This is a genomic window from Stappia sp. TSB10GB4, from assembly GCF_900185745.1.
Taxonomy (GTDB): domain Bacteria; phylum Pseudomonadota; class Alphaproteobacteria; order Rhizobiales; family Stappiaceae; genus Stappia.
This window is the reverse complement of record NZ_FYAV01000069.1, coordinates 36,548-59,762: the sequence shown is the minus strand read 5'-3', so window position 1 is coordinate 59,762 and position 23,215 is coordinate 36,548. Positions and strand designations below refer to the sequence as shown.

Here is a 23,215-nt window from a genome sequence, read left to right as displayed (position 1 = left end):
TCCATGCCGCTCGCATCCCTCTTCCGGCTCGCCCGCGCCGGCTTCGTCATGGCGCGGGAAGGCGTTTTCGGCATCGTCGATCTCCCCGACCTGCCGCCCGCCCAACGGATGGCCCTGCGCGCGGTCCGCCTGCTGGAGCGGCGCTCCGTACGCGACAAGGCGGCCGACAAGCGCCTGTCGGACGCATTGACCCGGCTTGGCCCCTCCTATGTGAAGCTCGGCCAGTTCCTGGCCACCCGCCCGGACGTCGTCGGGCGGGAGATCGCCAGCGACCTCACCGCCCTGCAGGACCAGATCCCCTCCTTCGGCATGGAGGAAGCACGGCGGGTGGTGGAAAGCCAGCTCGGACGGCCGGTCGAGGAGCTGTTCGTCCGCTTCGACGAACCGGTCGCCGCCGCCTCGATCGCCCAGGTGCATCCGGCGGAAATCGAGGAGCGGGACGGAACGCGCCGCAAGGTGGCGGTCAAGGTGCTGCGCCCCGGCGTTGCCGAGCGCTTCCGCCGCGACCTGAAGAGCTATTACCTGATGGCGCGGCTGGTAGAGCGGATCCACCCGCCCTCGCGCCGCCTGCGCCCGGTCGCGGTGGTCGACACGCTGGCCCGCTCCGTCGAGCTGGAAATGGACTTCCGCCTGGAAGCCGCCGCCCTGTCGGAAATGGCGGAGAACACCCGCGACGACCCGGGGTTCCGGGTGCCGGAGGTCAACTGGACACGCACGGCCAAGGCCGTGCTGACCATGGAATGGATCTCGGGCCGCAAGCTCTCCGACATCGAGGGGATCGCCGCCGACGGGCACGACCTGCCGGCCATCGGCGCCATGGTGATCCAGTCCTTCCTGCGCCATGCGGTGCGCGACGGCTTCTTCCATGCCGACATGCACCAGGGCAACCTGTTCCTGGATGAGGACGGCCAACTCGTCGCCGTCGACTTCGGTATCACCGGCCGGCTCGGCACGGCGGAGCGGCGGTTCCTCGCCGAGATCCTGTTCGGCTTCATCACCCGCGACTATCGCCGGGTGGCGGAGGTGCATTTCGAGGCCGGCTACGTTCCCTCCGACCAGGACGTCGACGTGTTCGCCCAGGCGATCCGGGCGATCGGCGAGCCGATCCACGGGCACGATGCCTCGGAGATCTCCATGGCCCGGCTGCTCACCCAGCTTCTGGAGGTGACGGAACTGTTCAACATGCGCACCCAAACGCAGTTGATCATGCTGCAGAAGACCATGGTCGTGGTCGAAGGCGTCGCGCGCACGCTCGACCCGCATCTCGACATGTGGCGGACCGCCGAGCCGGTGGTGCGCGGCTGGATCGAGCGGAACCTCGGCCCCGCGGGACGCCTGCAGGATGCCGCCGGCGGGCTTGTTGCCCTCGGCCGGCTTGCAGCCGACCTGCCGATCCTCGCCGAGCGAGCGGGGAGACTGTCGAGCGAGCTCGAAACCATGGCAGAGAGGGGCCTGCGCTTCGACCCGGCCACGGCCGAGGCAATCGGCCGCGCGGAAGCCCGGCACACGCGCTCGGGACGCATCGCGCTGTGGGTCATCGCCGCGCTGATCGCGATCGCTGTCTTCACCTGACGCCCGCTGCCGGGAGGCCCCGTCAGGCCGGCGTCACCCGCCGCAGGGTCAGGTTGATCCGCCCATCGCCGCGCACGAGCGTTGAGGTGCCCGGCAGCAGCCGGTCGATCCCGTGATAGGCAAGGCGCGCCGCGCCTCCCAGAACCACCACGTCGCCGGAGGCAAGCCGCAGCGACCGGGTCGGGTCCTTACGGCTCCTGCCGCCGATGCGAAACAGCGCCGTCGCGCCGAGCGACACGGAGATCACCGGTGCGTCGAAAGTCGCCTCGTCCCTGTCCTGATGCAGGCCCATGCGGGCCTTTGGTCCATAGAAATTGACGAGGCAGGCTTCCGGCGGTGGCGCCTCTGGCGTCAGTTCCCGCCACAAGTCCAGCAACCGCGGCGGCATCGCCGGCCACGGCTCTCCCGTGACCGGATGCTCGGGCTGATAGCGGTAGCCGGCCCTGTCCGACACCCAGCCGAGCGCGCCGCAATTGGTCATGCGGACGGAGAATGGCGTCCCCGTGCGCGGCATTACCGGCGTGAACAGGGGCGCAGCCGCGACGACCGCGCGGATCTCCTCAAGCAGATCTTTCTGCGCCTGCCGGTCGAGGCGATCCGGCAGCAGCCGAAACCCGTCCGGTAGCGCCGCCTGAGCCTTTCGGCCGCTCTCTCGTGACTGCCTCTCCTGCATGCGCGAAGTCTCGCCGCAGATGCCCGGTCCTGTCCACCCGCTATCGGACGGCCCCTGGGCGGATTGGCGTTCCGAAACGCAAAAAGGGCGCCGCGGGCGCCCTTCTGCAAGTTTGGACTAGATACATGCCGATGTTGCCGGCCGATCGTCAGGCCAGCTTGAGCGCCGCCTGGACCTCGCGAAGCTGGGCAAGCGTTGCCGCCGTCCGCGCGCGCGCGTCGTCGTCGCTGGCGTCTGCCAGGTCTTCTTCCGCATCACGGATCTGGCTGGCGATGTCCTCCGCCTTCAGATCGCTCAGCGACGTCGCCTGCTCGGCCAGCACCGTCAGCCCCTTCGGCCCCGCCTCGGCGAAGCCGCCGCGCACGAAATAGGCCTGGTCCGCACCGCCCTCACGCGAGACGCGCAGAAGGCCCGGGCGCAGGGTCGACATCATTGGGGCATGTCCGGCCATGACGCCGAACTCGCCCTCGGAGCCCGGCACCACCACCATCGTGACTTCTTCCGAGAGAAGAAGCCGCTCCGGGGAAACGAGCTCGAACTGGAATGCTCCCGCCATGTCGTTCCTCGATCCTTCCCGTGCCTAGGCCGCTTCGGCGGCCAGGCGCTGCGCCTTCTCGACCGCCTCGTCGATCGAGCCGACCATGTAGAAGGCAGCCTCGGGCAGGTGGTCGTAGTCGCCGTTCACCAGGCCCTGGAAGCCCTTGATGGTGTCCTCGAGCGCGACGAGCTTGCCCGGCGAACCGGTGAAGATCTCGGCGACGAAGAACGGCTGCGACAGGAAGCGCTCGATCTTGCGGGCGCGCGCCACGGTGAGCTTGTCCTCTTCCGACAACTCGTCCATGCCGAGAATGGCGATGATGTCCTGGAGCGCCTTGTAGCGCTGCAGGGTCGCCTGCACGGCACGAGCCGTCTCGTAGTGCTCGTCGCCGATGATCCGCGGATCAAGGATGCGCGAGGTCGAGTCAAGCGGATCCACCGCCGGGTAGATGCCTTTCTCGGCGATCGAGCGGTTGAGCACCGTCGTCGCGTCGAGGTGAGCGAAGGTCGAGGCCGGCGCCGGGTCGGTAAGGTCGTCGGCCGGCACGTACACGGCCTGCACCGAGGTGATCGACCCCTTGGTCGTGGTGGTGATGCGTTCCTGCATCGCACCCATGTCGGTGCCGAGCGTCGGCTGGTAGCCCACGGCCGAAGGAATACGGCCGAGAAGCGCCGACACTTCCGAACCCGCCTGGGTGAAGCGGAAGATGTTGTCCACGAAGAACAGCACGTCCTGGCCTTCGTCGCGGAAATGCTCGGCGACGGTGAGACCGGTCAGCGCCACGCGGGCACGGGCTCCGGGGGGTTCGTTCATCTGGCCGTAGACCAGCGCGCACTTGGAACCCTCGGTTGAACCGTTGTGCTCCTTGGGATCGCGGTTCACGTTGGATTCGATCATCTCCCAGTAGAGATCGTTGCCCTCGCGGGTACGCTCTCCCACGCCGGCGAAGACGGAGTAGCCGCCGTGCGCCTTGGCGATGTTGTTGATGAGTTCCATGATCAGAACGGTCTTGCCGACGCCGGCGCCGCCGAACAGGCCGATCTTGCCACCCTTGGCGTAAGGCGCCAGCAGGTCCACGACCTTGATGCCCGTCACGAGGATCTCGGCCTCGGTGGACTGCTCGGTGAAGGTCGGGGCTTCCTGGTGGATGCCGCGCTTCGTCTCATGAACGATCGGGCCAGCCTCGTCGACCGGCTCGCCGATGACGTTCATGATGCGGCCAAGCGTGCCGGCACCGACCGGAACCGAAATCGGCTCGTCCGTGTCGACCACCTTCTGGCCGCGAACGAGACCCTCGGTCGCATCCATGGCGATGGTGCGAACGGTGTTCTCGCCGAGGTGCTGAGCAACCTCGAGAACCAAGCGGTTGCCGTTGTTATCGGTTTCCAGGGCGTTCAGAATCGCCGGCAGATGATCGTCGAACTGAACGTCGACGACGGCGCCGATGACCTGCGTGATGCGCCCGACTGCTTTGTCAGCCATTTTGCTATCCTCGTCTCGATCCGGTCAGAGCGCCTCGGCGCCCGAAATGATTTCGATCAGCTCCTTGGTGATCTGAGCCTGCCGCTGACGGTTGTAACTGAGCGTCAGCTTGTTGATCATGTCACCGGCGTTGCGCGTGGCGTTGTCCATCGCGGACATGCGCGCGCCCTGCTCGGACGCTGCGTTTTCCAGAAGTCCACGGAAGATCTGCACAGAAATGTTGCGCGGCAGGAGCTCGGCCAGGATCTCGCCCTCGTCCGGCTCGTACTCGTAGACCGCGTCGGTCTGAACGGTCTTCGCCATCTCGCCGAAGGTCGCCGGAATGAGCTGCTGGGCCGTCGGAACCTGGCTGATCACCGACTGGAAGCGCGCATAGAACAGGGTGCAGACGTCGAACTCGCCGGCATCGAACATCGCGCGGACCAGGTCGCCGATCTCGTTCGCGTTCTCGAAGGCGACCCGCTTGACGTGCCGCAGTTCGATCGTCTTGACGATGTGCGAGCCGAGATCACGCTTCAGGGCATCGAAGCCCTTCTTGCCGACGCAGACGATCTTCACCGTCTTACCCTGCGCGATCAGCAACTTCGCCCGCTCGCGCGCCAGCTTGGCGATTGAGGAGTTGAAGCCGCCGCACAGGCCGCGCTCCGCGGTCGCGACCAGCAGGAGATGCACGTCATCCTTGCCGGTGCCGGCGAGAAGGCGCGGAGCATCGTCCCGGCCCTCGAAGGCGCTGGCGAGATTGGCGAGGACGGCCTCCATGCGTTCCGCGTAGGGCCGTGCAGCCTCGGCCGCCTCCTGAGCGCGACGCAGCTTCGCCGCGGCCACCATCTGCATGGCCTTGGTGATCTTCTGCGTCGCCTTAACGGAGGCGATCCGGTTTCGTAAGTCCTTCAGGCTCGGCATGGCCGCCCCTTGTCCTGGATGCCGTCAGTCGCGTCAGGCGAAGTTCTTGGCGAAGGCCTCGATGGCCGCCTTGAGACGAGCCTCAAGGTCGGCGTCGAGCGCCTTCTTCTCCCAGATGCCATCCAGGAGATCCGCATGTTCGCCGCGCAGGTTCAGAAGCAGGCCCTCTTCAAAGTCCCTGACCTTGTTGACCGGCAGCTTGTCCAGGTAGCCATTGACGCCGGCATAAATGACGGCGACCTGCTCCTGGGTCTTCAGCGGCTGGAACTGGCCCTGCTTCAGAAGCTCGGTCAGGCGCGCACCACGGTTCAGCAAGCGCTGGGTCGTGGCGTCGAGATCCGAACCGAACTGGGCGAAAGCCGCCATCTCGCGATACTGGGCAAGCTCGCCCTTGATCTTGCCGGCAACCTGCTTCATCGCCTTGATCTGGGCCGAAGAGCCCACGCGCGACACCGACAGACCGACGTTCACCGCCGGACGGATGCCCTGGAAGAACAGATCCGTCTCGAGGAAGATCTGGCCGTCGGTGATCGAGATCACGTTGGTCGGAATGAAGGCCGACACGTCGTTGCCCTGGGTCTCGATGACCGGAAGGGCGGTCAGCGAGCCGGAGCCGTTGGCCTCGTTGAGCTTGGCCGAACGCTCGAGCAGGCGAGAGTGGAGATAGAACACGTCGCCCGGGAAGGCTTCTCGTCCCGGCGGACGGCGGAGCAGCAGGGACATCTGGCGATAGGCCACGGCCTGCTTGGTCAGATCGTCGTAACCGATCACGGCGTGCATTCCGTTGTCGCGGAAGAACTCGCCGATGGCGGTGCCGGAGAACGGCGCCAGGAACTGCAGCGGCGCCGGGTCGGAAGCCGTCGCGGCGACGATCACCGAGTACTCGAGAGCGCCCGATTCCTCGAGCTGCTTGACGAACTGGGCAACGGTCGAACGCTTCTGGCCGACAGCGACGTAGATGCAATAGAGCTTCTCGCCCTCATTGTCGGTCGCATGCATCGGCTTCTGGTTCAGGAACGTGTCCAGAATGATCGCCGTCTTGCCGGTCTGACGGTCGCCGATGACCAGCTCGCGCTGGCCGCGACCGACCGGGATCAGGGCGTCGATGGCCTTCAGGCCCGTCGACATCGGCTCGTGAACGCCCTTGCGCGGCAGGATGCCCGGCGCCTTGACGTCGACGCGGCGCATCTCGGAACCCTCGATGGGGCCCCTGCCGTCGAGCGGGTTGCCGAGCGGGTCGACGACGCGGCCGAGCAGCCCCTTGCCGACCGGGATCTCGACGATGGCGCCGGTCCGCTTGACCGTGTCGCCTTCCTTGATGTCACGGTCGGAGCCGAAGAGCACGACGCCGACATTGTCGGTCTCGAGGTTCAGCGCCATGCCCCGGATACCGCCGGGGAACTCGACCATCTCGCCCGCCTGGACCTTGTCGAGGCCATAGACGCGCGCGATACCGTCACCTACCGAAAGAACCTGACCGACTTCGGTAACTTCGGCTTCCTGGCCGAAATTCTTGATCTGGTCCTTGAGGATGGCGGAGATTTCCGCTGCCCGAATATCCATCAGCCGACCTCTTTCATCGCGAACTTGAGGGAGTTGAGTTTTGTCTTGAGCGAAGTGTCGATCATCCGGCTGCCGACCTTGACGACAAGGCCGCCGATCAGCGAGGGATCGACCTTCGGCGAAATCACCACCTTCTTGCCGGTCGACGCATTGAGCGCGTCGGCGAGGGCGGAGAGCTGGGCCTCCGACAGCGGTGCCGCGGAGACGACGTCGGCCGGCACTTCGCCGCGGCGACGGGCGAGACCAGCGCGGAACGCGGCGATCATGCCCGGCACGGCGAAGAGACGCCGATTCTTCGCGGCGAGCTTGAGGAAGTTGGCGGCCAGCCCCGTAACGCCGGCCTTGTCCAGAACCGCCGTCAGGGCCTTTAGCTGTTCATCGGCGGAAAACACAGGGCTTTCCACGAGGCGGCGCAGGTCTGCGCTGTCCTGGAGCAGCTTGTCGAACGCTTCCAGCGCCTTCTCGACGTCCGCCACGGAGCCCTGCTCCTCTGACAAGTCGAGCAGTGCCGTTGCGTAACGGTGCGCCACACCTGAAATGAGAGATACGTTGTCGGTCACAGGGTCCGTGCTCTCTTCGGCAGGTTTGAGCCGATGCGCCCAGCAGGGCTGACCGCAAGGCTTTGGAAAATCTGATCTTTCGCGGTCAGGCGAGTGTGCTTGGTCACAACTGCCCCGGAAAGCCGCGCTTCGATTAGCACAGGCTTCAAGGCGGAGCAACATCGCCACGGTGTCCAAATGCCGCAATTGCGCCCGAAAAAGGTCGAACAGAGCAAAAGTGGCCGGCAAACGCCCCTGCTGCGGCTTTTTACCCTGCTCAGAAGAAGCTCTGCGGATCGATGTCGACCTGCAGGCGGACACCGCCCGCCGGCTTCGGCAGACGGGCGATCCAGGAGCGCATGAGCGCCTGCAGGTCGACAGTGCGCGGCGCCATCGCCAGCAGACGGAAGCGGTAGCGCCCGCGCACCAGCGCCAACGCCGCCTCCGCCGGACCAAGGACCGTGAGCCCGGGGCTCGTCGGCGACAGCCGCGCCACCTGGCGGGCATAGTCCTGTGCCCGCCCCCGGTCGGGCGCCGAAACGATCAGCGCGGCAAGACGTCCGAAGGGCGGCAGGCCGGCCGCCTTGCGCGCAGCAATCTCCGCCTCGTAGAAGGCGGTACTGTCTCCGGACGCCAGCGCGCGGATCACCGGATGGTCCGGCGCGTAGGTCTGCAGCAGACCGCGCCCGCCGCCGCCGATGCGCCCGGCGCGGCCCGTCACCTGCGCCAGAAGCTGGAAAGTCCGCTCCGCCGCGCGCGGATCGCCATTGGCGAGGCCGAGATCGGCGTCGACCACTCCGACGAGGCGCATGAGCGGAAAATTGTGGCCCTTGGCGACAAGCTGGGTGCCGACCACGATATCGGCCCCGCCCTCCTCGATGATCCGCATCTCGCGGCGCAGCCGGTCGGGGCCGCCCTGCAGATCGGAGGACAGCACCAGCACCCGCGCCTGCGGAAAGAGATCCGCCGCCTCTTCCGCGATGCGCTCGACGCCGGGGCCGCAGGCGACCAGCGACTGGGTGTCGCCGCAGGCCGGGCAGTGGTCGGGGCTCGGCTCCTCATGGCCGCAATGATGGCAGGACAGGCGGCCGCGGAACCGATGCTCGACCAGCCAGGTCGAGCAGTTGGGACACTGGAAGCGGTGGCCGCAGGAGCGGCACAGGGTCAGCGGCGCATAGCCACGACGGTTGAGGAAGAGCAGCGCCTGACCGCCGCCGGTCAGCGTCTCGCCGATCGCATGGCGGAGCGTGGGCGCCAGCCACTGCCCGCGCTCCGGTCCATCCTGGCGCATGTCGATGACCGAGATTTCCGGCATAGGCGCACCGGTGGCGCGCTCGGGCAGCTCGAGGCGGGCATAGCGACCTTGGTCGGCATTGACGCGGCTTTCCACCGACGGGGTGGCCGAGGCGAGAACCACGGGAAAGCGCGAGATGTGCCCGCGCACCACCGCCATGTCGCGGGCATTGTAGGGCACACGGTCGTCCTGCTTGTAGGCGCCGTCGTGCTCTTCGTCGACGACGACGAGGCCGAGCTCGCGGAACGGCAGGAACAACGCCGAGCGGGCACCCACCACCACCCGCACGTCACCCGTCGCCACCCCGCGCCAGACCCGCGCCCGCTGGCGGGTGGCGACCTCCGAATGCCATTCGGCCGGCAGCACGGCGAAACGGCGCTCGAAGCGCTGCAGGAAGGCGCTGGTAAGGGCGATCTCCGGGATCAGGACCAGCGCCTGGCGCCCCTGGCGCAGGGCTTCCGCCACCGCCTCGAAATAGACTTCCGTCTTGCCCGACCCGGTGACGCCGTCGATCAGGAAGGTGCGGAACCCCTGCCCCACCGCGGCGACCAGCTCCGCCGCGGCCCGCGCCTGCGCCGGTGTCAGGACAGGGGGCGCCCAATCGGGATCCGGCCGTGGCGAGGGAGGGATCGCCGGCAACTCGACACTTTCCAGCGCGCCGTGCGCCAGCAACCCGTCGACCACGGAAGAACTGACGCCGGCCGCATGGGCAAGACCGCTGCGGGTGAAGCCGGTGCCGTCCTGCAACAGCGCCAGAACCCGCTGGCGCGCCGGCGTCAGGCGCTCGGGACGTTCGCCGGTGGGCGACAGGCGGACGCCGGCGAGCGGCGGCTCGCTCTCCAGTGCTTCTTCCGAGCGCAGCACCATGCGCAGCACCATGCCGGGCGCGGCGAGCGTCCAGTTCGCCACCCAGTCGACCAAGGCGCGCAGCTCGTCGTCGAGCGGCGGGGCATCCTCGTAGACATGCAGGATGTCCTTGAGCCGTGAGGGGGCGACGCTGCCGGCCGCGGAACCGCCCTCCGGCTCCAGCGACCACACGGCGCCCACCACCTCGCGCGGGCCGAGCGGCACGCGGACAATGGAGCCGGGCTGCACGCGCAGCCCCGCCGGCACGCGGTAGCTGTAGGCCGTGCCGATGGCGACCGGCAACAAAACCCTGGCGACCGTGGCCGGCCGCACCTTGCCGGCATTGCCAAAAAGATCGGGCACCCGCGTCCTCGTTCCTGCTCGTTGCTGTTTGCGGCCTGGGCAAACCGTTCCGCCAGAGGATCTGCCGCGGGCGAATCGGGGCTGTCGCCGCAGGCCATCCTAAGGTATGCAGTCAGGCCCGGGCGAGGCAGATGCCCCGCCGACCCGAAACTCCGCAAGAACCCGTTTCCCGAAGGAGCCAGAGCCCGCCATGAAGTTCTTCGTCGACACCGCAGACACCGGGGAGATCCGGGATCTCGCCGCGACCGGCCTGCTCGATGGCGTCACCACCAATCCGTCGCTGATCCTCAAGTCCGGACGCCCGATGAAGGACGTCATCGCAGAGATCTGCGACATCGTCGAGGGTCCCGTCTCGGCCGAGGTCACCGCCACCGAGGCGGACGCAATGATCGCCGAAGGCCGCACGCTCGCCGAGATCGCCGAGAATATCGCCGTGAAGCTGCCGCTGACCCTTGACGGCCTGAAGGCCTGCCGCACCCTGACGGATGAAGGGCACATGGTGAACGTCACCCTGTGTTTTTCCGCCAATCAGGCGCTGCTCGCCGCCAAGGCCGGCGCGACCTTCGTCTCACCGTTCATCGGCCGGCTGGACGACGTCAACATCGACGGCATGGACCTCATTCGCGAGATGCGGATCATCTACGACAATTACGGCTTCGAGACGGAGATCCTCGCCGCCTCGATCCGCACCGCCAACCATGTGCGCGAATGCGCGCTTGTCGGCGCCGATGTCGCGACCGTGCCGCCGGCCGTGCTGAAGGGACTGGTCAAGCACCCGCTGACCGACAAGGGGCTGGAGCAGTTCCTGGCCGACTGGGCCAAGACCGGACAGAGCATCCTTTGAACGCAAGCGAAGGGGCGGCCGCCACGCCGCTGGCCGCCCCGATTCGTGTCTGCCTCATGCCATGCTAGCCTTGCTTCATGAGCGCCGCTGATTCCCTGCTTGTGTCGGCGAAAGCCGATGTGAACGCCGCCGTCGGAGACTGGCTCGACCATCTCGGATCGGAGCGGCGGCTCGCCGACCGGACGTTGGTCGCCTATGAGCGCGACGTGCGCCAGTTCCTGCGCTTTCTGACCAACCACCTTGCCGAGCCGCCGGGGCTCGACGCCCTAGAGGAGCTGCGCCCGTCGGACTTTCGCGGCTTTCTCGCCTCGCGCCGGCAGTCGGGGGCGGAAAGCCGGACACTGGCGCGCGGCCTGGCCGGCATCCGCTCCTTCCTGCGGTATCTCGAGACGCGCGGCGAGGTGAATGCCGCCGCCAGCGCGGCGATCCGCCCACCCAGACAGAAGCGCTCGCTGCCCAAGCCGGTGTCGGCCGGCGATGCGATGACGCTCGTCGATGCGGATGCGGCCATGGATGCCGAGCCCTGGGTGGCGGCGCGCAATGCCGCTGTCCTGACCCTGCTCTATGGCTGCGGGTTGCGCATCTCCGAGGCGCTGTCGCTGACTGGCAGGATGGCGCCGCGCCGTGGCACGAGAAGCCTGCGGATCGTCGGCAAGGGCGGGCGCGAGCGCGTGGTTCCCGTGCTGCCCGTGGTCTGCGACGCGGTGGAAAGCTATCTCGCCCTCTGCCCCTACGTGCCGCAGCCGGACGGCCCGCTGTTCCTCGGCGTTCGCGGCGGGCCGCTCAGCCCGCGCATCGTCCAACTGGCCATGGCGGGGTTGCGACGAGCGCTCGGCCTGCCCGAAAGCGCCACCCCCCACGCCCTGCGCCATTCCTTCGCGACCCATCTGCTGGCCGGCGGCGGCGATCTGCGGACGATCCAGGAACTGCTCGGCCATGCCAGCCTGTCGACCACCCAGGTCTACACCGAGGTGGATGCGGCCCGCCTGCTGGAGGCTTATGACCGAGCCCATCCACGCGCCCATCAGCAGAAGTGACATGTTGCCGCAATGAACGCCGGGATTGCATCGCAACATCGAATTCCCTTGCGATGCTGCCGGGGCTGGACAAGAATCCGGCATGTGGAACCTTCTGATTCCCTTGGCTGCCGCCCTTGTCCTGTTCTTCGCCGCTCCACCGAGCATCGCCTACGCGGAGAACCGATGCCGCATCCCCGAAGCCGGACGCTGGTATAACCCTCGCGCGGCCAGCCAGCAGGTCCGCCGCATCGAGATTGAAAGCCACTGCTCCGGCGGGCAGGTCGTGTCGCGGATGCGGGTCTTCACGCGCTGTTCCCCCAGGGACTGCAAATGGGGATGGACCGAGGCTACCCGCCTCACCAACGGTCGGTTGCTGGCCCGGTTCCCCGGCCTGTTCGGAGCCAGGGAAGTCGAGGTCATCCGGATGGAAGACCGGATCGAGGCTCTGGTAAAGATTCAGTCGCATACGCCCGGCACACCGGATGCCTTTCACGCGGCGATCCTCGATCGGGAATAATCCCGCGGGCTTTCAACCGGGCAAAACTGGTCGTCACAGCCTTTCTGCACTACACTTCCCGTAGCGTCTTCCTTGTCTGCGCAGGACTCGCCCTCGAATCCTGCCGCACGACCGGGCGGACGGAGGCATGTCGTCCCGACATGTCGCGAGCAAAGGGAGAGTAGCATGCGCATTCTCGCAGGACTGACGGGCGTCGCCGCCCTCATCGCCTTCTCCGCCGCGCCGGCCATGGCCGAGTGCAACTGGTCCAAGATGTCGCAGAAGACCACCCCGACGACGACCGCCGAGGCTCCGCAGAGCTCCATCGCCACCAATGACCTCAGCGAGGCCCTCGTCGTGGCCGGCAACACGACCGCGCAGACCGGAACACAGACCGCAGAGTAGGCCGGCCGCGCCCGCAACGGCGCCGGTCGCCGCTTCCCCGCGATCAAGCAAAAGGCCCGCACCGGAAAACCGATGCGGGCCTTTTCAGTCGACACAGACGCTCGGCCAAGCGGGCGCACAAGGCTTGCAGCCGCAGGGTCTCCCTGCCCTCAGGCGTGGATCGGCTTGGCGAAAGCGGCCATTGCGGCTTCCTTCACGGCCTCGCTCATCGTCGGATGCGCATGGCAGGTGCGCGCCAGATCCTCGGCGGAGCCGCCAAACTCCATCAGCACAGCCGCCTCGTGGATCATCTCGCCGGCGCCATGGCCGATGATGTGAACGCCGAGCACCTTGTCGGTCTCCGCGTCGGCCAGAACCTTGACAAAGCCTTCCGTATGGTTCGTCGCCTTGGCGCGGCCATTGGCGATGAAGGCGAACTTGCCGACCTTGTAGGACACGCCCTCCGCCTTCAGCGCCTCTTCGCTCTTGCCGACCTCGGCAACCTCGGGGCTGGTATAGACGACGCCGGGAATGACCCCGTAGTTCACATGGCCGGCCTGTCCCGCCAGCATTTCGGCAAGGGCGACGCCCTCGTCCTCGGCCTTGTGGGCCAGCATCGGCCCGGCGATCACATCGCCGATCGCGTAGATGCCAGGAACGGTGGTCTGGTAGTGGCCGTCGGTCTTGACCCGCCCGCGCTCGTCGAGCGCCACGCCGACCTCTTCGAGGCCGAGCCCTGCCGTATAGGGACGGCGGCCGATGGCAACGAGCACCACGTCGGCTTCCAGCGTCTTCGCGGCTGCCTCGCCGCCGGCGGCCGGCTCCACCGTGACGGCGAGCTGCTTGCCGGTCTTCTCCACGGCCGTCACCTTGGACGACAGGTGGAACTCGACGCCCTGCTTCTTGAGGATGCGCTGGAAGTTGCGGGAAATGTCGGCGTCCATCGGGCCGAGGATCTTGTCCATGAACTCGACGACCGTCACCTCGGAGCCGAGCCGCCGCCACACGGAGCCGAGCTCGAGGCCGATGACGCCGGCGCCGACGACCACCAGCTTGCCTGGCACCTTGTCGAGTTCCAGCGCGCCGGTGGAAGAGACGATCTGCTTCTCGTCGATCTCCACGCCGGGAAGCGGCGCCACGTCGGAGCCGGTGGCGATGACGATGGACTTCGCCGCGATCTCCTGCTTCGAGCCGTCCTCGGCGGTCACCTCGACACGGCCGGCCGCAAGGATGCGGCCCGTGCCGTGGAACGGCGTCACCTTGTTCTTCTTGAACAGGAATTCGATGCCGCTGACATTGCCGTCGATGGTCTTCTGCTTGTGGCCCATCATCGCCTTGAGATCGAGCTTCGGCTTGCCGACCTTGATGCCGAAGTCCTCGAAATGCTCGGACGCCTCCTCGAACAGTTCCGAGGTGTGCAGCATCGCCTTGGAGGGGATGCAGCCAATGTTCAGGCAGGTGCCGCCATGGGTGGCGCGCTTCTCGACCACCGCCACCTTGAGCCCGAGCTGCGCTGCCTTGATGGCGCAGACATAGCCGCCAGGTCCGGTGCCGATGACGACGAGATCAAACTGTGACATAGCATTCGCCTCTTGTTGCGTTCGTTCCGGCAGCGTCCGCTGCCATGTTTCCTGACTCAAGGGAGGATCGAGCGACCGCCGGACACGTCCAGGATCGCGCCCGTCGTGTAGCTCGCGGCGTCCGACAACAGCCAGGCAATCGCCTCGGCGCATTCCTCGGCCCGTCCGGCCCGGCGCATCGGCAGCTCGGCCGCCACGCGCGTCGCCCGGTCGGGATCGCCTCCCGAAGCGTGGATTTCCGTCTCGATGATGCCCGGACGCACCGCATTGACCCGCACGCCCTCGGCGGCCACTTCCTTGGCAAGGCCCACCGTGAACGTGTCGATCGCCCCTTTGGCGGCGGCATAGTCGATATATTGCGCCGGCGAGCCGATCTTGGCAGAGGCCGACGACACGTTGACGATGGCCCCGCCCTTACCGCCATGAGCGGTCGACATGCGGCGCACCGCCTCGCGGGAACACAGGATCGTGCCCAGCACGTTGATATCGAAGATGCGCCGCAGCCGGGCAAAGGACATGTCCGTCAGCCGCGCGGCAACGTCGACCACACCGGCATTGTTCACCAGCCCGGTCAGCCGGCCGATCCTGTCCGCCTCGGCAAAGGTTCTCAGGCAATCGTCCTCGCTCGCGACATCCGCCCTGATCGCTTTTGCCCGGCCGCCACCCGCCTCGATCGCCGAGACGACGTCATCGGCGCGCTCAGGATTGGCGACATAGGTCAAGAGGATCGTTGAGCCGGTAGCGGCGAGGCGAATGGCCGTCGCAGCGCCAATGCCGCGGCTGCCGCCTGTCACGATCATGACGGTTTCGGTCATCGGCCTCTCCGTTCAAGATACCTGCGTCACCAGATCAGCGCTCCGCCAGAGCGAGCCTAGCGCCGAAACCGGCAAAGGCGACCGCAACCGTCCGGCTCATCCAGGCCATCACCTGCCTGCTGCGCAGCGCACGGGCACCAACGGCCGCCGCAAAGACGCCGTAACCGATGAACGCCACCAGCGTCAGCCCCATGAAGACGGAGCCCATGGACAGGATCTGCAGTTCCACTGCCCCCTGCCCCGGGGCCAGAAACTGCGGCAGGAAGGCGAGGAAGAACAGCGAGAGCTTCGGGTTGAGCATATTGATCAGAAAGCCCGTCCGCGCCACCGCAACCAGGTCCGCAGGCCCGGAGGTGTCACGGTCGAAGGCCAGCGGTCCGGCATTCCTGAGCGCCTGCCAGGCGAGATAGAACAAATAGGCGGCGCCCGCATATTTCAGCACCTGAAAGGCGAGTGCGCTCGCGTGCAACAGCGCGGCGAGCCCGAAGGTGGCGGCGATCAGCGCCGGCAGAATGCCGAGCGTGCAACCGAAGGCCGCGGCGATCCCCGGCAGGCGGCCACGCGCAAGGCCGGTCGCGACCGTGTAGACGACACCCGTGCCTGGGGAGAGCACCACCACCAGTGCCGTCAGCAGGAATTCCCAACCCATGATCCGCCTCCCGTTACTTTAGCCGCCCGCGAGCCGGCGGCGCACGCTGACAACGATCGCACCGTGCAGCACCAGCACCAGCGCCAGGGACACCGCGTGCTGAACCGGGCTGGCCGCACCGGCAAGCTCGCCGAAGGCAAGCGCCCCTAGCGGCAGGAACAACACCGTCGCCGTCACCAGGCCGGGGTTGGAGCGTCTCAGCGCAACCGCCTGTACGATATGCAGGACAGCGTTGACGAGCAGCAGATAGACGCCGATCAGGCCCCAGCCCGGCGATACGGCGCGCATCAACCACAGGGTCACCGCCATCGTGCCCCAGACCCCGCCGACATTGATCACGGAGACGGCGGCGACCGACAGCACCTCACGCCCCTTGCCGATCACCTCGTTGACGAAGCGGCGGAACCGGTCGCCGTCATGTTCCTCGAGCTGGTGCAGCATGTAGACGGGCAGGCCCAGGAAGATGAGTACCTCGGCCCAAGGCCAGCCGGCGGTCAGAAGCGGCGCCAGAACGAGCAGCACGACCCCGGCGAGGGCGCCGCCATAGACCCAGTTCGCCTGCAATCTTGCGATTGTCTCACGCATGGCCGCCCTCCCGGAGGTCAGGTGCGCGCCCGCACCGTCGCGACGTGTCGCGGGACGGCGCGGTTCGCGCCGCCCCGCGGCTCGGACTTACAGGTCGAGAACGAGCCGCTTGATGTCCTCAAGGCTCTCCTTGACGCGCACGAGGAAGGTGACCGCTTCCTTGCCGTCGACGATGCGGTGATCGTAGGACAGGGCCAGATACATCATCGGACGGGCGACGATCTGGCCGTTCACGACCATCGGGCGTTCCTGGATCTTGTGCATGCCGAGAATGCCCGACTGCGGGGCATTTAGGATCGGCGACGACATCAGCGAGCCGTAAACGCCGCCATTGGAGATGGTGAAGGTGCCGCCCTGCATCTCGTCCATGCCGAGCTTGCCGTCCCGCGCCTTGCGGCCGAGTTCGGCGATCTTCTTCTCGATCTCGGCGATCGACATCTGGTCGGCATCGCGCACGACCGGAACCACCAGCCCCTTGTCGGTGCCGACGGCGACGCCGACATGGCAGTAGTTCTTGTAGATGATGTCGGTGCCGTCGATCTCGGCATTGACCGCCGGAATCTCCTTCAGCGCATGGCAGACGGCCTTGGTGAAGAAGCCCATGAAGCCGAGCTTCACCCCGTGCTTCTTCTCGAACAGGTCCTTGTACGTGGAGCGCAGCTCCATCACCGGGCCCATGTCCACCTCGTTATAGGTGGTCAGCATGGCGGCGGTGTTCTGCGCGTCCTTCAGACGGCGAGCAATGGTCTGGCGCAGCTTGGTCATGCGAACGCGCTCCTCGCGCGCCGCATCTTCGCCAACGGACGGCGCACGCGCGGCAGCAGGCGCCGCGGAGGCAGAGGGTTGCTGAGCCATACCGGAGGCGACGGCGGCGATGACATCGCCCTTGAGCACCTGACCGCGCTTGCCGGAACCGGCGACCTGATCGGCGGCAAGACCCTTTTCCGCCATCATCTTGGCGGCGGCCGGGGCCGGCGGCATGCTCGTGCCGGCGGCAGCGGCCGGTGCCGGCTTCGCAGGGGCCGGCGCCTTGGCGGGGGCCGCGGCACCCGCGCCGACGGCGATCTTCAGCAGCAACTGGCCGGGCGTGACCGTGTCGCCGGTCTTGGCGGCGATCTCGACCACGGTGCCCGCGGCCGGTGCCGGGATCTCCTGGGCGGCCTTGTCGGTCTCCAGTTCGACGAGAACGTCGTCGGCCTTGACCTGATCGCCGACCTTCACGAACCACTCGCCGACATCGGCCTCCGTCACGCTCTCGCCGGCCGACGGCACCACCACGTCGACGGTCTCGGCGGATGCGGAAGCGGCCGGAGCGGGCTTGGCGCTCTCGGCCTTGGGCGCGGACGCCTTTGCGGGCGAGGCGGCGGCCGCACCCGCACCTTCCGAAATCTGTCCCAGCAGGGCGCCGACCTCGACGGTATCGCCTTCCTTGACCAGGATATCGGTGAGCGTGCCGGAGGCAGGCGCGGGAACCTCGACCGTCACCTTGTCGGTCTCCAGTTCGACGATCGGCTCATCCGCGTTCACCTTGTCGCCAGGCTTCTTGAACCACTGGGCGATGGTCGCCTCGGTCACGGATTCTCCGAGGGTGGGCACTCGAATTTCGGTCGCCATGATCAAAATCTCTTTCCGGTGGCGGCGCGGAGCAGGTTCTCGCGTCCGCGCGAGCGATGGAGTCGGGCATCCCCGGCTGCTTTGGACCGGGACGGTATCGGCTCCCGGACCTTCGCCCGGGAGCCGGAAGGGCTAGTCGGCAAACGCCTCGTCGAGGAACGCCTGCAACTGCGCCATGTGCTTGGACATCAGACCCGTCGCCGTCGCCGCGGAGGCGGCGCGGCCGACATAGCGCGGACGCGGATGCTTTGCGTTGATCTGGCTCAGCACCCAGTCCAGATAGGACTGCACGAAGAACCAGGAGCCCATGTTCTTCGGCTCTTCCTGGCACCAGACGAAGTCCGCATCCTTGAACCGCGACAGCTCGGAGACCAGCGCCTTGGTCGGGAACGGATAAAGCTGCTCGACGCGCAGGAGATAGACATCGTCGATGCCGCGCTTCTCGCGCTCCTCGAACAGGTCATAGTAGACCTTGCCCGAACACATGACCACGCGCCGGATCTTGTTGTCCGGCTTCAGCTTGATGTCGCTGTAGCCCTCGAGCTGCGCATCGTCCCACAGCAGGCGGTGGAACGCCGACCCGTCGGAGAACTCGTCGAGGCGGCTGACCACGCGCTTGTGCCGCAGCAAGGACTTCGGCGTCATCAGGATCAAGGGCTTGCGGAAGTCGCGCTTCAACTGCCGGCGCAGGATGTGGAAGTAGTTCGCCGGCGTGGTGCAGTTGGCGACCTGCATGTTGTCTTCCGCGCACATCTGCAGGAAGCGCTCCAGGCGCGCCGAGGAGTGCTCGGGACCCTGGCCCTCGTAGCCGTGCGGGAGCAGGCAGACGAGACCCGACATGCGCAGCCACTTGCGTTCGCCCGACGACAGGAACTGGTCGAAGACCACCTGCGCGCCGTTGGCGAAGTCGCCGAACTGGGCTTCCCAAAGGGTCAGGGCGTTCGGCTCCGTCAGCGTGTAGCCGTATTCGAACCCGAGCACGGCCTCCTCGGAGAGCATCGAATTGATGACCTCGTAGCGGGCCTGCCCCTCGCGCAGATGGTTCAGCGGAATGTAGCGCTGCTCGTCCTCCTGGTCGTAGAGGACCGAATGGCGCTGCGAGAACGTGCCGCGCTCGCAATCCTGGCCCGACAGGCGCACCGGATGGCCTTCCAGCAGCAGGGTGCCGAAGGCCAGCGCCTCGGCGGTCGCCCAGTCGATCCCCTCGCCGGTGTCGAACATCTTCTCGCGATTGTCGAGGAAGCGGCGGATCGTGCGGTGGATGTTGAAGCCCTCGGGCACTCGCGCCAGCGCGCTGCCGACAAGCTTGAGGTCTTCCGTCGGTACCGCCGTCTGGCCGCGCCGCGGATCGTCGAGATCCTCAGCCTGCTTCAGGCCCGACCACTTGCCGTCGAGCCAGTCGGCCTTGTTCGGCTTGTAGGCCTGACCGGCGTCAAACTCCTCGTCGAGACGGGCACGCATACCGGCGCGCATCGCCTCCAGTTCCTCGGCGGTGATCACCCCTTCCCCGATCAGCTTCTCGGCATAGATCTGCAGCGTCGTCGGATGGCTGCGAATCTTGCGATACATGATCGGCTGGGTGAACGCCGGCTCGTCCGACTCGTTATGGCCGAAGCGGCGGTAGCAGATCATGTCGATCACCACCGGCTTGCCGAAGAGTTGACGGAACTCCGTCGCGACCTTCGCCGCATAGACCACGGCTTCCGGATCGTCGCCGTTCACGTGGAAGATCGGCGCCTCGATCATCTTCGCCACATCCGAGGGATAGGGCGAGGACCGCGAGAAGCGCGGGTTGGTCGTGAACCCGATCTGGTTGTTGATGATGAAGTGGATCGACCCGCCGGTCCGGTGGCCGCGCAGCGCCGAGAGGCCGAAGCACTCGGCGACCACGCCCTGGCCAGCGAAGGCCGCATCGCCATGCAGCAGCAGCGGCAGGACCTTGGAGCGGTCGACTTCGGTGGTCTCGACCCAGTGGCCGTTGACCGCCGAAAGCTGGTCCTGCTTGGCGCGCGCCTTGCCCAGCACCACCGGGTCGACGATCTCCAGATGCGAGGGATTGGCGGTCAGCGACAGGTGCACCTTGTTGCCGTCGAACTCGCGGTCCGACGAGGCGCCGAGGTGATACTTGACGTCGCCCGAGCCCTCCACCTCGTCAGGGGCGAAGGAGCCGCCCTTGAACTCGTGGAAGATCGCCCGCAGCGGCTTGCCCATGACCTGGGAGAGCACGTTGAGACGGCCGCGATGGGCCATGCCGAGCACGATCTCCTGGACGCCAAGCGCACCGCCGCGCTTGATGATCTGTTCGAGCGCGGGAAGCAGCGCCTCACCGCCGTCAAGACCGAAGCGCTTGGTGCCGGTGTATTTGACGTCGAGGAACTTCTCGAAGCCCTCGGCCTCGATCAGCTTGTTGAGGATCGCCTTCTTGCCTCGCGGCGTGAACTCGATCTCCTTGTCCGGCCCCTCGATGCGCTCCTGGATCCACGCCTTCTCCGCCGGATTGGAGATGTGCATGAACTCGACGCCGAGGGTCGAGCAATAGGTGCGCTTGAGGATCTCGAGCATCTCGCGAAGCGTCGCGAATTCGAGGCCGAGCATGTAGTCGATGAAGATCTTGCGATCCCAGTCGGCCTCGGTAAAGCCGTAGGACGAGGGATGCAGTTCCTCGTGATCCATCTGCTCCTTGAGGTTCAGCGGATCGAGGTCGGCGTGCAGGTGACCGCGCATGCGATAGGCGCGGATCATCATCAGCGCGCGCACGGAATCGCGCGTCTGCTGCTGGACGTCGGCATCGGTCAGGGCTTTGCCCCTCTCTTCCGCCTTTGCCTTCAGCTTGTCGCCGATCGCCTTCTCCACCGGCGCCCAGTTGCCGTCGAAGGCGTTGACGAGGTCGCCCCTGGCCGTCGGTGGCCAGTCGGCACGCTTCCAGGATGCGCCGCGCGCCTCCTTGAGAACGTCGGCCGTTTCATCCGCCAGGTTGGAGAAGAAGTCGCGCCACGTCTCGTCGAGAGAGCCGGGATCTTCCTTGAAGCGCGCGTAGAGATCTTCAATATACGCTGCGTTGCCGCCGTAAAGAAACGACGTCATCGCGAAGGCATTGTTCGCGTCCTGCCGAGCCATCACCATAGCGAGGTTACCCCCGCCCGCCTGTTGAGGGGAGCCCTTTCACGCAGCGCCCCGATAAACGGATGTGGGATGAAGCAGCGCGATGCGTGTCCCGCGCCGCTCCTGTTCAAAGCGGTACACGGGAAACTTCCTTGAGGGAAGCTCCCGTGCTCCATATGTGGCTGCGAACTCGGTAAAAAACCGGTTATCGCGAAAAATCAGCCCTTGAGAACCTCAAGCAGGGTCTCGCCGAGCTTGGCCGGCGACGGGGAGACGCGGATGCCCGCCTCTTCCATCGCCGCGATCTTGTCCTCGGCGCCGCCCTTGCCGCCGGAGATGACTGCGCCGGCATGGCCCATGGTGCGGCCCGGAGGCGCCGTACGGCCCGCGATGAAGCCGGCCATCGGCTTGCTGCGGCCCTTCTTGGCCTCGTCCTTGAGGAACTGGGCGGCCTCTTCCTCCGCCGAGCCGCCGATCTCGCCGATCATGATGATCGACTTGGTCGCGTCGTCGGCGAGGAACATCTCCAGGATGTCGATGAATTCGGTGCCCTTGACCGGATCGCCGCCGATGCCGACGGCCGTGGTCTGGCCGAGGCCCGCGTTCGAGGTCTGGAACACCGCCTCATAGGTCAGCGTGCCGGAGCGCGAGACGACGCCGACCGAGCCCTTCTTGAAGATGGAGCCCGGCATGATGCCGATCTTGCACTCTTCCGGCGTCAGAACGCCCGGGCAGTTCGGGCCGAGTAGACGCGACTTGGACTTCTCCAGCCGGGCCTTGACCTTGACCATGTCGGCGACCGGAATTCCTTCCGTGATGCAGACGATGAGCGGCACCTCGGCCTCGATCGCCTCGATGATCGCGGCGCCCGCGCCTGCCGGCGGAACGTAGATCACCGATGCATCGGCGCCGGTCGCTTCCTTGGCCTCGCCGACGCTGGCGAAGATCGGCAGCGAAGCGGCCGCATCAACCCCCGAAGTCCAGCTTTCGCCGCCCTTCTTGGGATGCACGCCGGCGACCATCTTGGTGCCGTAATAGGCCAGGGCCTGCTCCGTGTGGAACGTACCGGTCTTGCCGGTCAGGCCCTGGACGATGACCTTGGTGTCTTTGTTGACGAGAATGGACATCAGGCGGCCTCCTTCACGGCCTTGACGATCTTCTGAGCAGCGTCGTCGAGGTCATCCGCGGCGATCACGTTGAGACCGCTTTCGGAAATGATCTTCTTGCCGAGTTCGACATTGGTACCTTCCAGGCGAACGACGAGCGGCACCTGGAGGCCGACTTCCTTCACCGCCGCCAGCACGCCTTCCGCGATCACGTCGCAGCGCATGATGCCGCCGAAGATGTTGACCAGGATGCCCTTCACGTTCGGATCGGAGGTGATGATCTTGAACGCGGCCGTGACCTTCTCCTTGGAGGCGCCACCGCCGACATCGAGGAAGTTCGCCGGCTCGGCGCCGTAGAGCTTGATGATGTCCATGGTCGCCATGGCAAGGCCAGCGCCATTGACCATGCAGCCGATGTCGCCCTCGAGCGCCACATAGGCGAGGTCGTACTTGGAGGCCTCGATTTCCTTCTCGTCCTCCTCGGTGATGTCGCGCAGTTCGACGATCTCCGGATGGCGGAAGAGAGCGTTGCCGTCGAAGGAGACCTTGGCGTCGAGAACGCGCAGGCGGCCGTCCTTCATGACGATCAGCGGGTTGACCTCAAGCAGGCTCATGTCCTTCTCGACGAAGGCCTTGTGCAGGATCGGGAACAGCGTCATGCCGTCCTCGCGCGCCGCACCGGTCAGCTCCAGCGCATCGCAGAGCTTGGCCGCATCGGCCTCGGTCACGCCCGTGTCCGGATCGATCGGGAGCGTATGGATCTTCTCCGGCGTCTCCTCGGCCACGGCCTCGATGTCCATGCCGCCTTCAGTCGAAACGACGAAAGCCGGACGGCCGACGGTGCGGTCGACGAGAATCGAGAGATAAAGCTCGCGCTCGATGTCGGCGCCGTCCTCGATATAGAGGCGGTTGACGACCTTGCCGGCCGCGCCGGTCTGCTTGGTCACCAGCGTGTTGCCGAGCATTTCGGCCGCGTGCGACTTCACCTCGTCCAGCGAGAAGGCGAGACGAACGCCGCCCTTGGCGTCGGGGCCGAGTTCCTTGAACTTGCCCTTGCCGCGACCGCCGGCATGGATCTGGGACTTGACGACCCAGAGCGGGCCGGGAAGCTGCTTGGCAGCGGCCTCGGCCTCGTCGGCCGAGAAGATGGCCACGCCCTTGGCCACCGGCGCGCCGTAGGCCTTAAGAACCTCTTTGGCCTGGTATTCGTGGATGTTCATGTGTCTATCCCCGGATGGTTTTGACAGA

Annotated in this window: 20 protein-coding genes; 5 read left to right on the top strand and 15 right to left on the bottom strand. The window is 66.5% G+C overall.

All coding sequences use genetic code 11. The features are described 5' to 3' along the window. Positions 1-3 precede the first annotated feature (3 nt). Positions 4-1,572, top strand: coding sequence for a 2-polyprenylphenol 6-hydroxylase (gene ubiB / locus TSB10GB4_RS19785; RefSeq protein WP_186397147.1), 1,569 nt, complete (start codon positions 4-6; stop codon positions 1,570-1,572). 22 nt (positions 1,573-1,594) lie between these two features. On the opposite strand, the gene TSB10GB4_RS19780 is transcribed toward ubiB, so the two are convergent. From TSB10GB4_RS19780 to TSB10GB4_RS19750, 7 genes are all read right to left on the bottom strand, one after another. Continuing rightward, on the bottom strand, positions 1,595-2,245 hold the full coding sequence (locus tag TSB10GB4_RS19780) for an alpha-ketoglutarate-dependent dioxygenase AlkB (protein ID WP_186397146.1): 651 nt from the start codon (positions 2,243-2,245) through the stop codon (positions 1,595-1,597). Between the two features lie 148 nt (positions 2,246-2,393). Next, positions 2,394-2,801, bottom strand: coding sequence for a F0F1 ATP synthase subunit epsilon (locus TSB10GB4_RS19775; RefSeq protein WP_186397145.1), 408 nt, complete (start codon positions 2,799-2,801; stop codon positions 2,394-2,396). A gap of 24 nt (positions 2,802-2,825) precedes the next feature. Beyond that, positions 2,826-4,265 (bottom strand): F0F1 ATP synthase subunit beta, encoded by a 1,440-nt coding sequence (gene atpD / locus TSB10GB4_RS19770; protein WP_186397144.1) that lies wholly within the window; start codon positions 4,263-4,265, stop codon positions 2,826-2,828. A 24-nt stretch (positions 4,266-4,289) separates the two neighbouring features. Further along, the gene (locus TSB10GB4_RS19765) at positions 4,290-5,168 is read right to left on the bottom strand and encodes a F0F1 ATP synthase subunit gamma (RefSeq protein ID WP_186397143.1); all 879 of its coding nucleotides are present in this window, start codon (positions 5,166-5,168) and stop codon (positions 4,290-4,292) included. A 33-nt stretch (positions 5,169-5,201) separates the two neighbouring features. Continuing rightward, entirely contained in the window at positions 5,202-6,731 is a 1,530-nt protein-coding gene (gene atpA, locus TSB10GB4_RS19760) for a F0F1 ATP synthase subunit alpha (protein WP_186397142.1), read from the bottom strand. Further along, positions 6,731-7,291, bottom strand: coding sequence for a F0F1 ATP synthase subunit delta (locus TSB10GB4_RS19755; protein WP_244293129.1), 561 nt, complete (start codon positions 7,289-7,291; stop codon positions 6,731-6,733). Before TSB10GB4_RS19755 ends, atpA begins: the two co-directional genes overlap by 1 nt. A 256-nt stretch (positions 7,292-7,547) precedes the next feature. Further along, positions 7,548-9,773, bottom strand: a complete 2,226-nt coding sequence (locus TSB10GB4_RS19750) for a primosomal protein N' (protein ID WP_208984891.1) — start codon at positions 9,771-9,773, stop codon at positions 7,548-7,550. Positions 9,774-9,963: 190 nt separating this feature from the next. Here TSB10GB4_RS19750 and fsa point away from each other — a divergent pair, with 190 nt between their 5' ends. The 4 genes from fsa to TSB10GB4_RS19730 all read left to right on the top strand — a co-directional run bounded on the left by fsa (position 9,964) and on the right by TSB10GB4_RS19730 (position 12,537). Continuing rightward, positions 9,964-10,617 (top strand): fructose-6-phosphate aldolase, encoded by a 654-nt coding sequence (fsa, locus tag TSB10GB4_RS19745; protein WP_186388717.1) that lies wholly within the window; start codon positions 9,964-9,966, stop codon positions 10,615-10,617. 77 nt (positions 10,618-10,694) lie between these two features. Beyond that, positions 10,695-11,654, top strand: coding sequence for a tyrosine recombinase XerC (locus TSB10GB4_RS19740; protein ID WP_186397141.1), 960 nt, complete (start codon positions 10,695-10,697; stop codon positions 11,652-11,654). An 82-nt stretch (positions 11,655-11,736) separates the two neighbouring features. Next, positions 11,737-12,153 (top strand): hypothetical protein, encoded by a 417-nt coding sequence (locus TSB10GB4_RS19735; RefSeq protein WP_186388715.1) that lies wholly within the window; start codon positions 11,737-11,739, stop codon positions 12,151-12,153. A 165-nt stretch (positions 12,154-12,318) separates the two neighbouring features. Further along, positions 12,319-12,537: a hypothetical protein gene (locus TSB10GB4_RS19730; RefSeq protein ID WP_186388714.1), complete on the top strand. Its 219-nt coding sequence runs from the start codon at positions 12,319-12,321 to the stop codon at positions 12,535-12,537. 149 nt (positions 12,538-12,686) lie between these two features. Here the strand turns inward: TSB10GB4_RS19730 and lpdA are convergent, their stop codons facing one another. From lpdA to sucC, 8 genes are all read right to left on the bottom strand, one after another. After that, positions 12,687-14,249, bottom strand: a complete 1,563-nt coding sequence (lpdA, locus tag TSB10GB4_RS19725) for a dihydrolipoyl dehydrogenase (RefSeq protein WP_371328921.1) — start codon at positions 14,247-14,249, stop codon at positions 12,687-12,689. Further along, the gene (locus TSB10GB4_RS19720; RefSeq protein WP_186397140.1) at positions 14,153-14,911 is read right to left on the bottom strand and encodes an SDR family oxidoreductase; all 759 of its coding nucleotides are present in this window, start codon (positions 14,909-14,911) and stop codon (positions 14,153-14,155) included. The genes lpdA and TSB10GB4_RS19720 overlap by 97 nt, the downstream gene beginning before the upstream one ends. Positions 14,912-14,945: 34 nt before the next feature. Further along, positions 14,946-15,560: a LysE family translocator gene (locus TSB10GB4_RS19715; RefSeq protein WP_186388711.1), complete on the bottom strand. Its 615-nt coding sequence runs from the start codon at positions 15,558-15,560 to the stop codon at positions 14,946-14,948. A gap of 18 nt (positions 15,561-15,578) precedes the next feature. Beyond that, positions 15,579-16,145 (bottom strand): HXXEE domain-containing protein, encoded by a 567-nt coding sequence (locus TSB10GB4_RS19710; protein ID WP_186397139.1) that lies wholly within the window; start codon positions 16,143-16,145, stop codon positions 15,579-15,581. Positions 16,146-16,232: 87 nt separating this feature from the next. Then, complete coding sequence (gene odhB / locus TSB10GB4_RS19705; protein WP_186397138.1) at positions 16,233-17,759, bottom strand: 2-oxoglutarate dehydrogenase complex dihydrolipoyllysine-residue succinyltransferase; 1,527 nt, start codon at positions 17,757-17,759, stop codon at positions 16,233-16,235. A gap of 132 nt (positions 17,760-17,891) precedes the next feature. Then, positions 17,892-20,876 (bottom strand): 2-oxoglutarate dehydrogenase E1 component, encoded by a 2,985-nt coding sequence (locus tag TSB10GB4_RS19700; protein WP_186397137.1) that lies wholly within the window; start codon positions 20,874-20,876, stop codon positions 17,892-17,894. 203 nt (positions 20,877-21,079) lie between these two features. Then, entirely contained in the window at positions 21,080-21,988 is a 909-nt protein-coding gene (sucD, locus tag TSB10GB4_RS19695; RefSeq protein ID WP_186388708.1) for a succinate--CoA ligase subunit alpha, read from the bottom strand. Then, positions 21,988-23,187, bottom strand: coding sequence for an ADP-forming succinate--CoA ligase subunit beta (sucC, locus tag TSB10GB4_RS19690; protein WP_186397136.1), 1,200 nt, complete (start codon positions 23,185-23,187; stop codon positions 21,988-21,990). Before sucC ends, sucD begins: the two co-directional genes overlap by 1 nt. Positions 23,188-23,215: the final 28 nt, after the last annotated feature.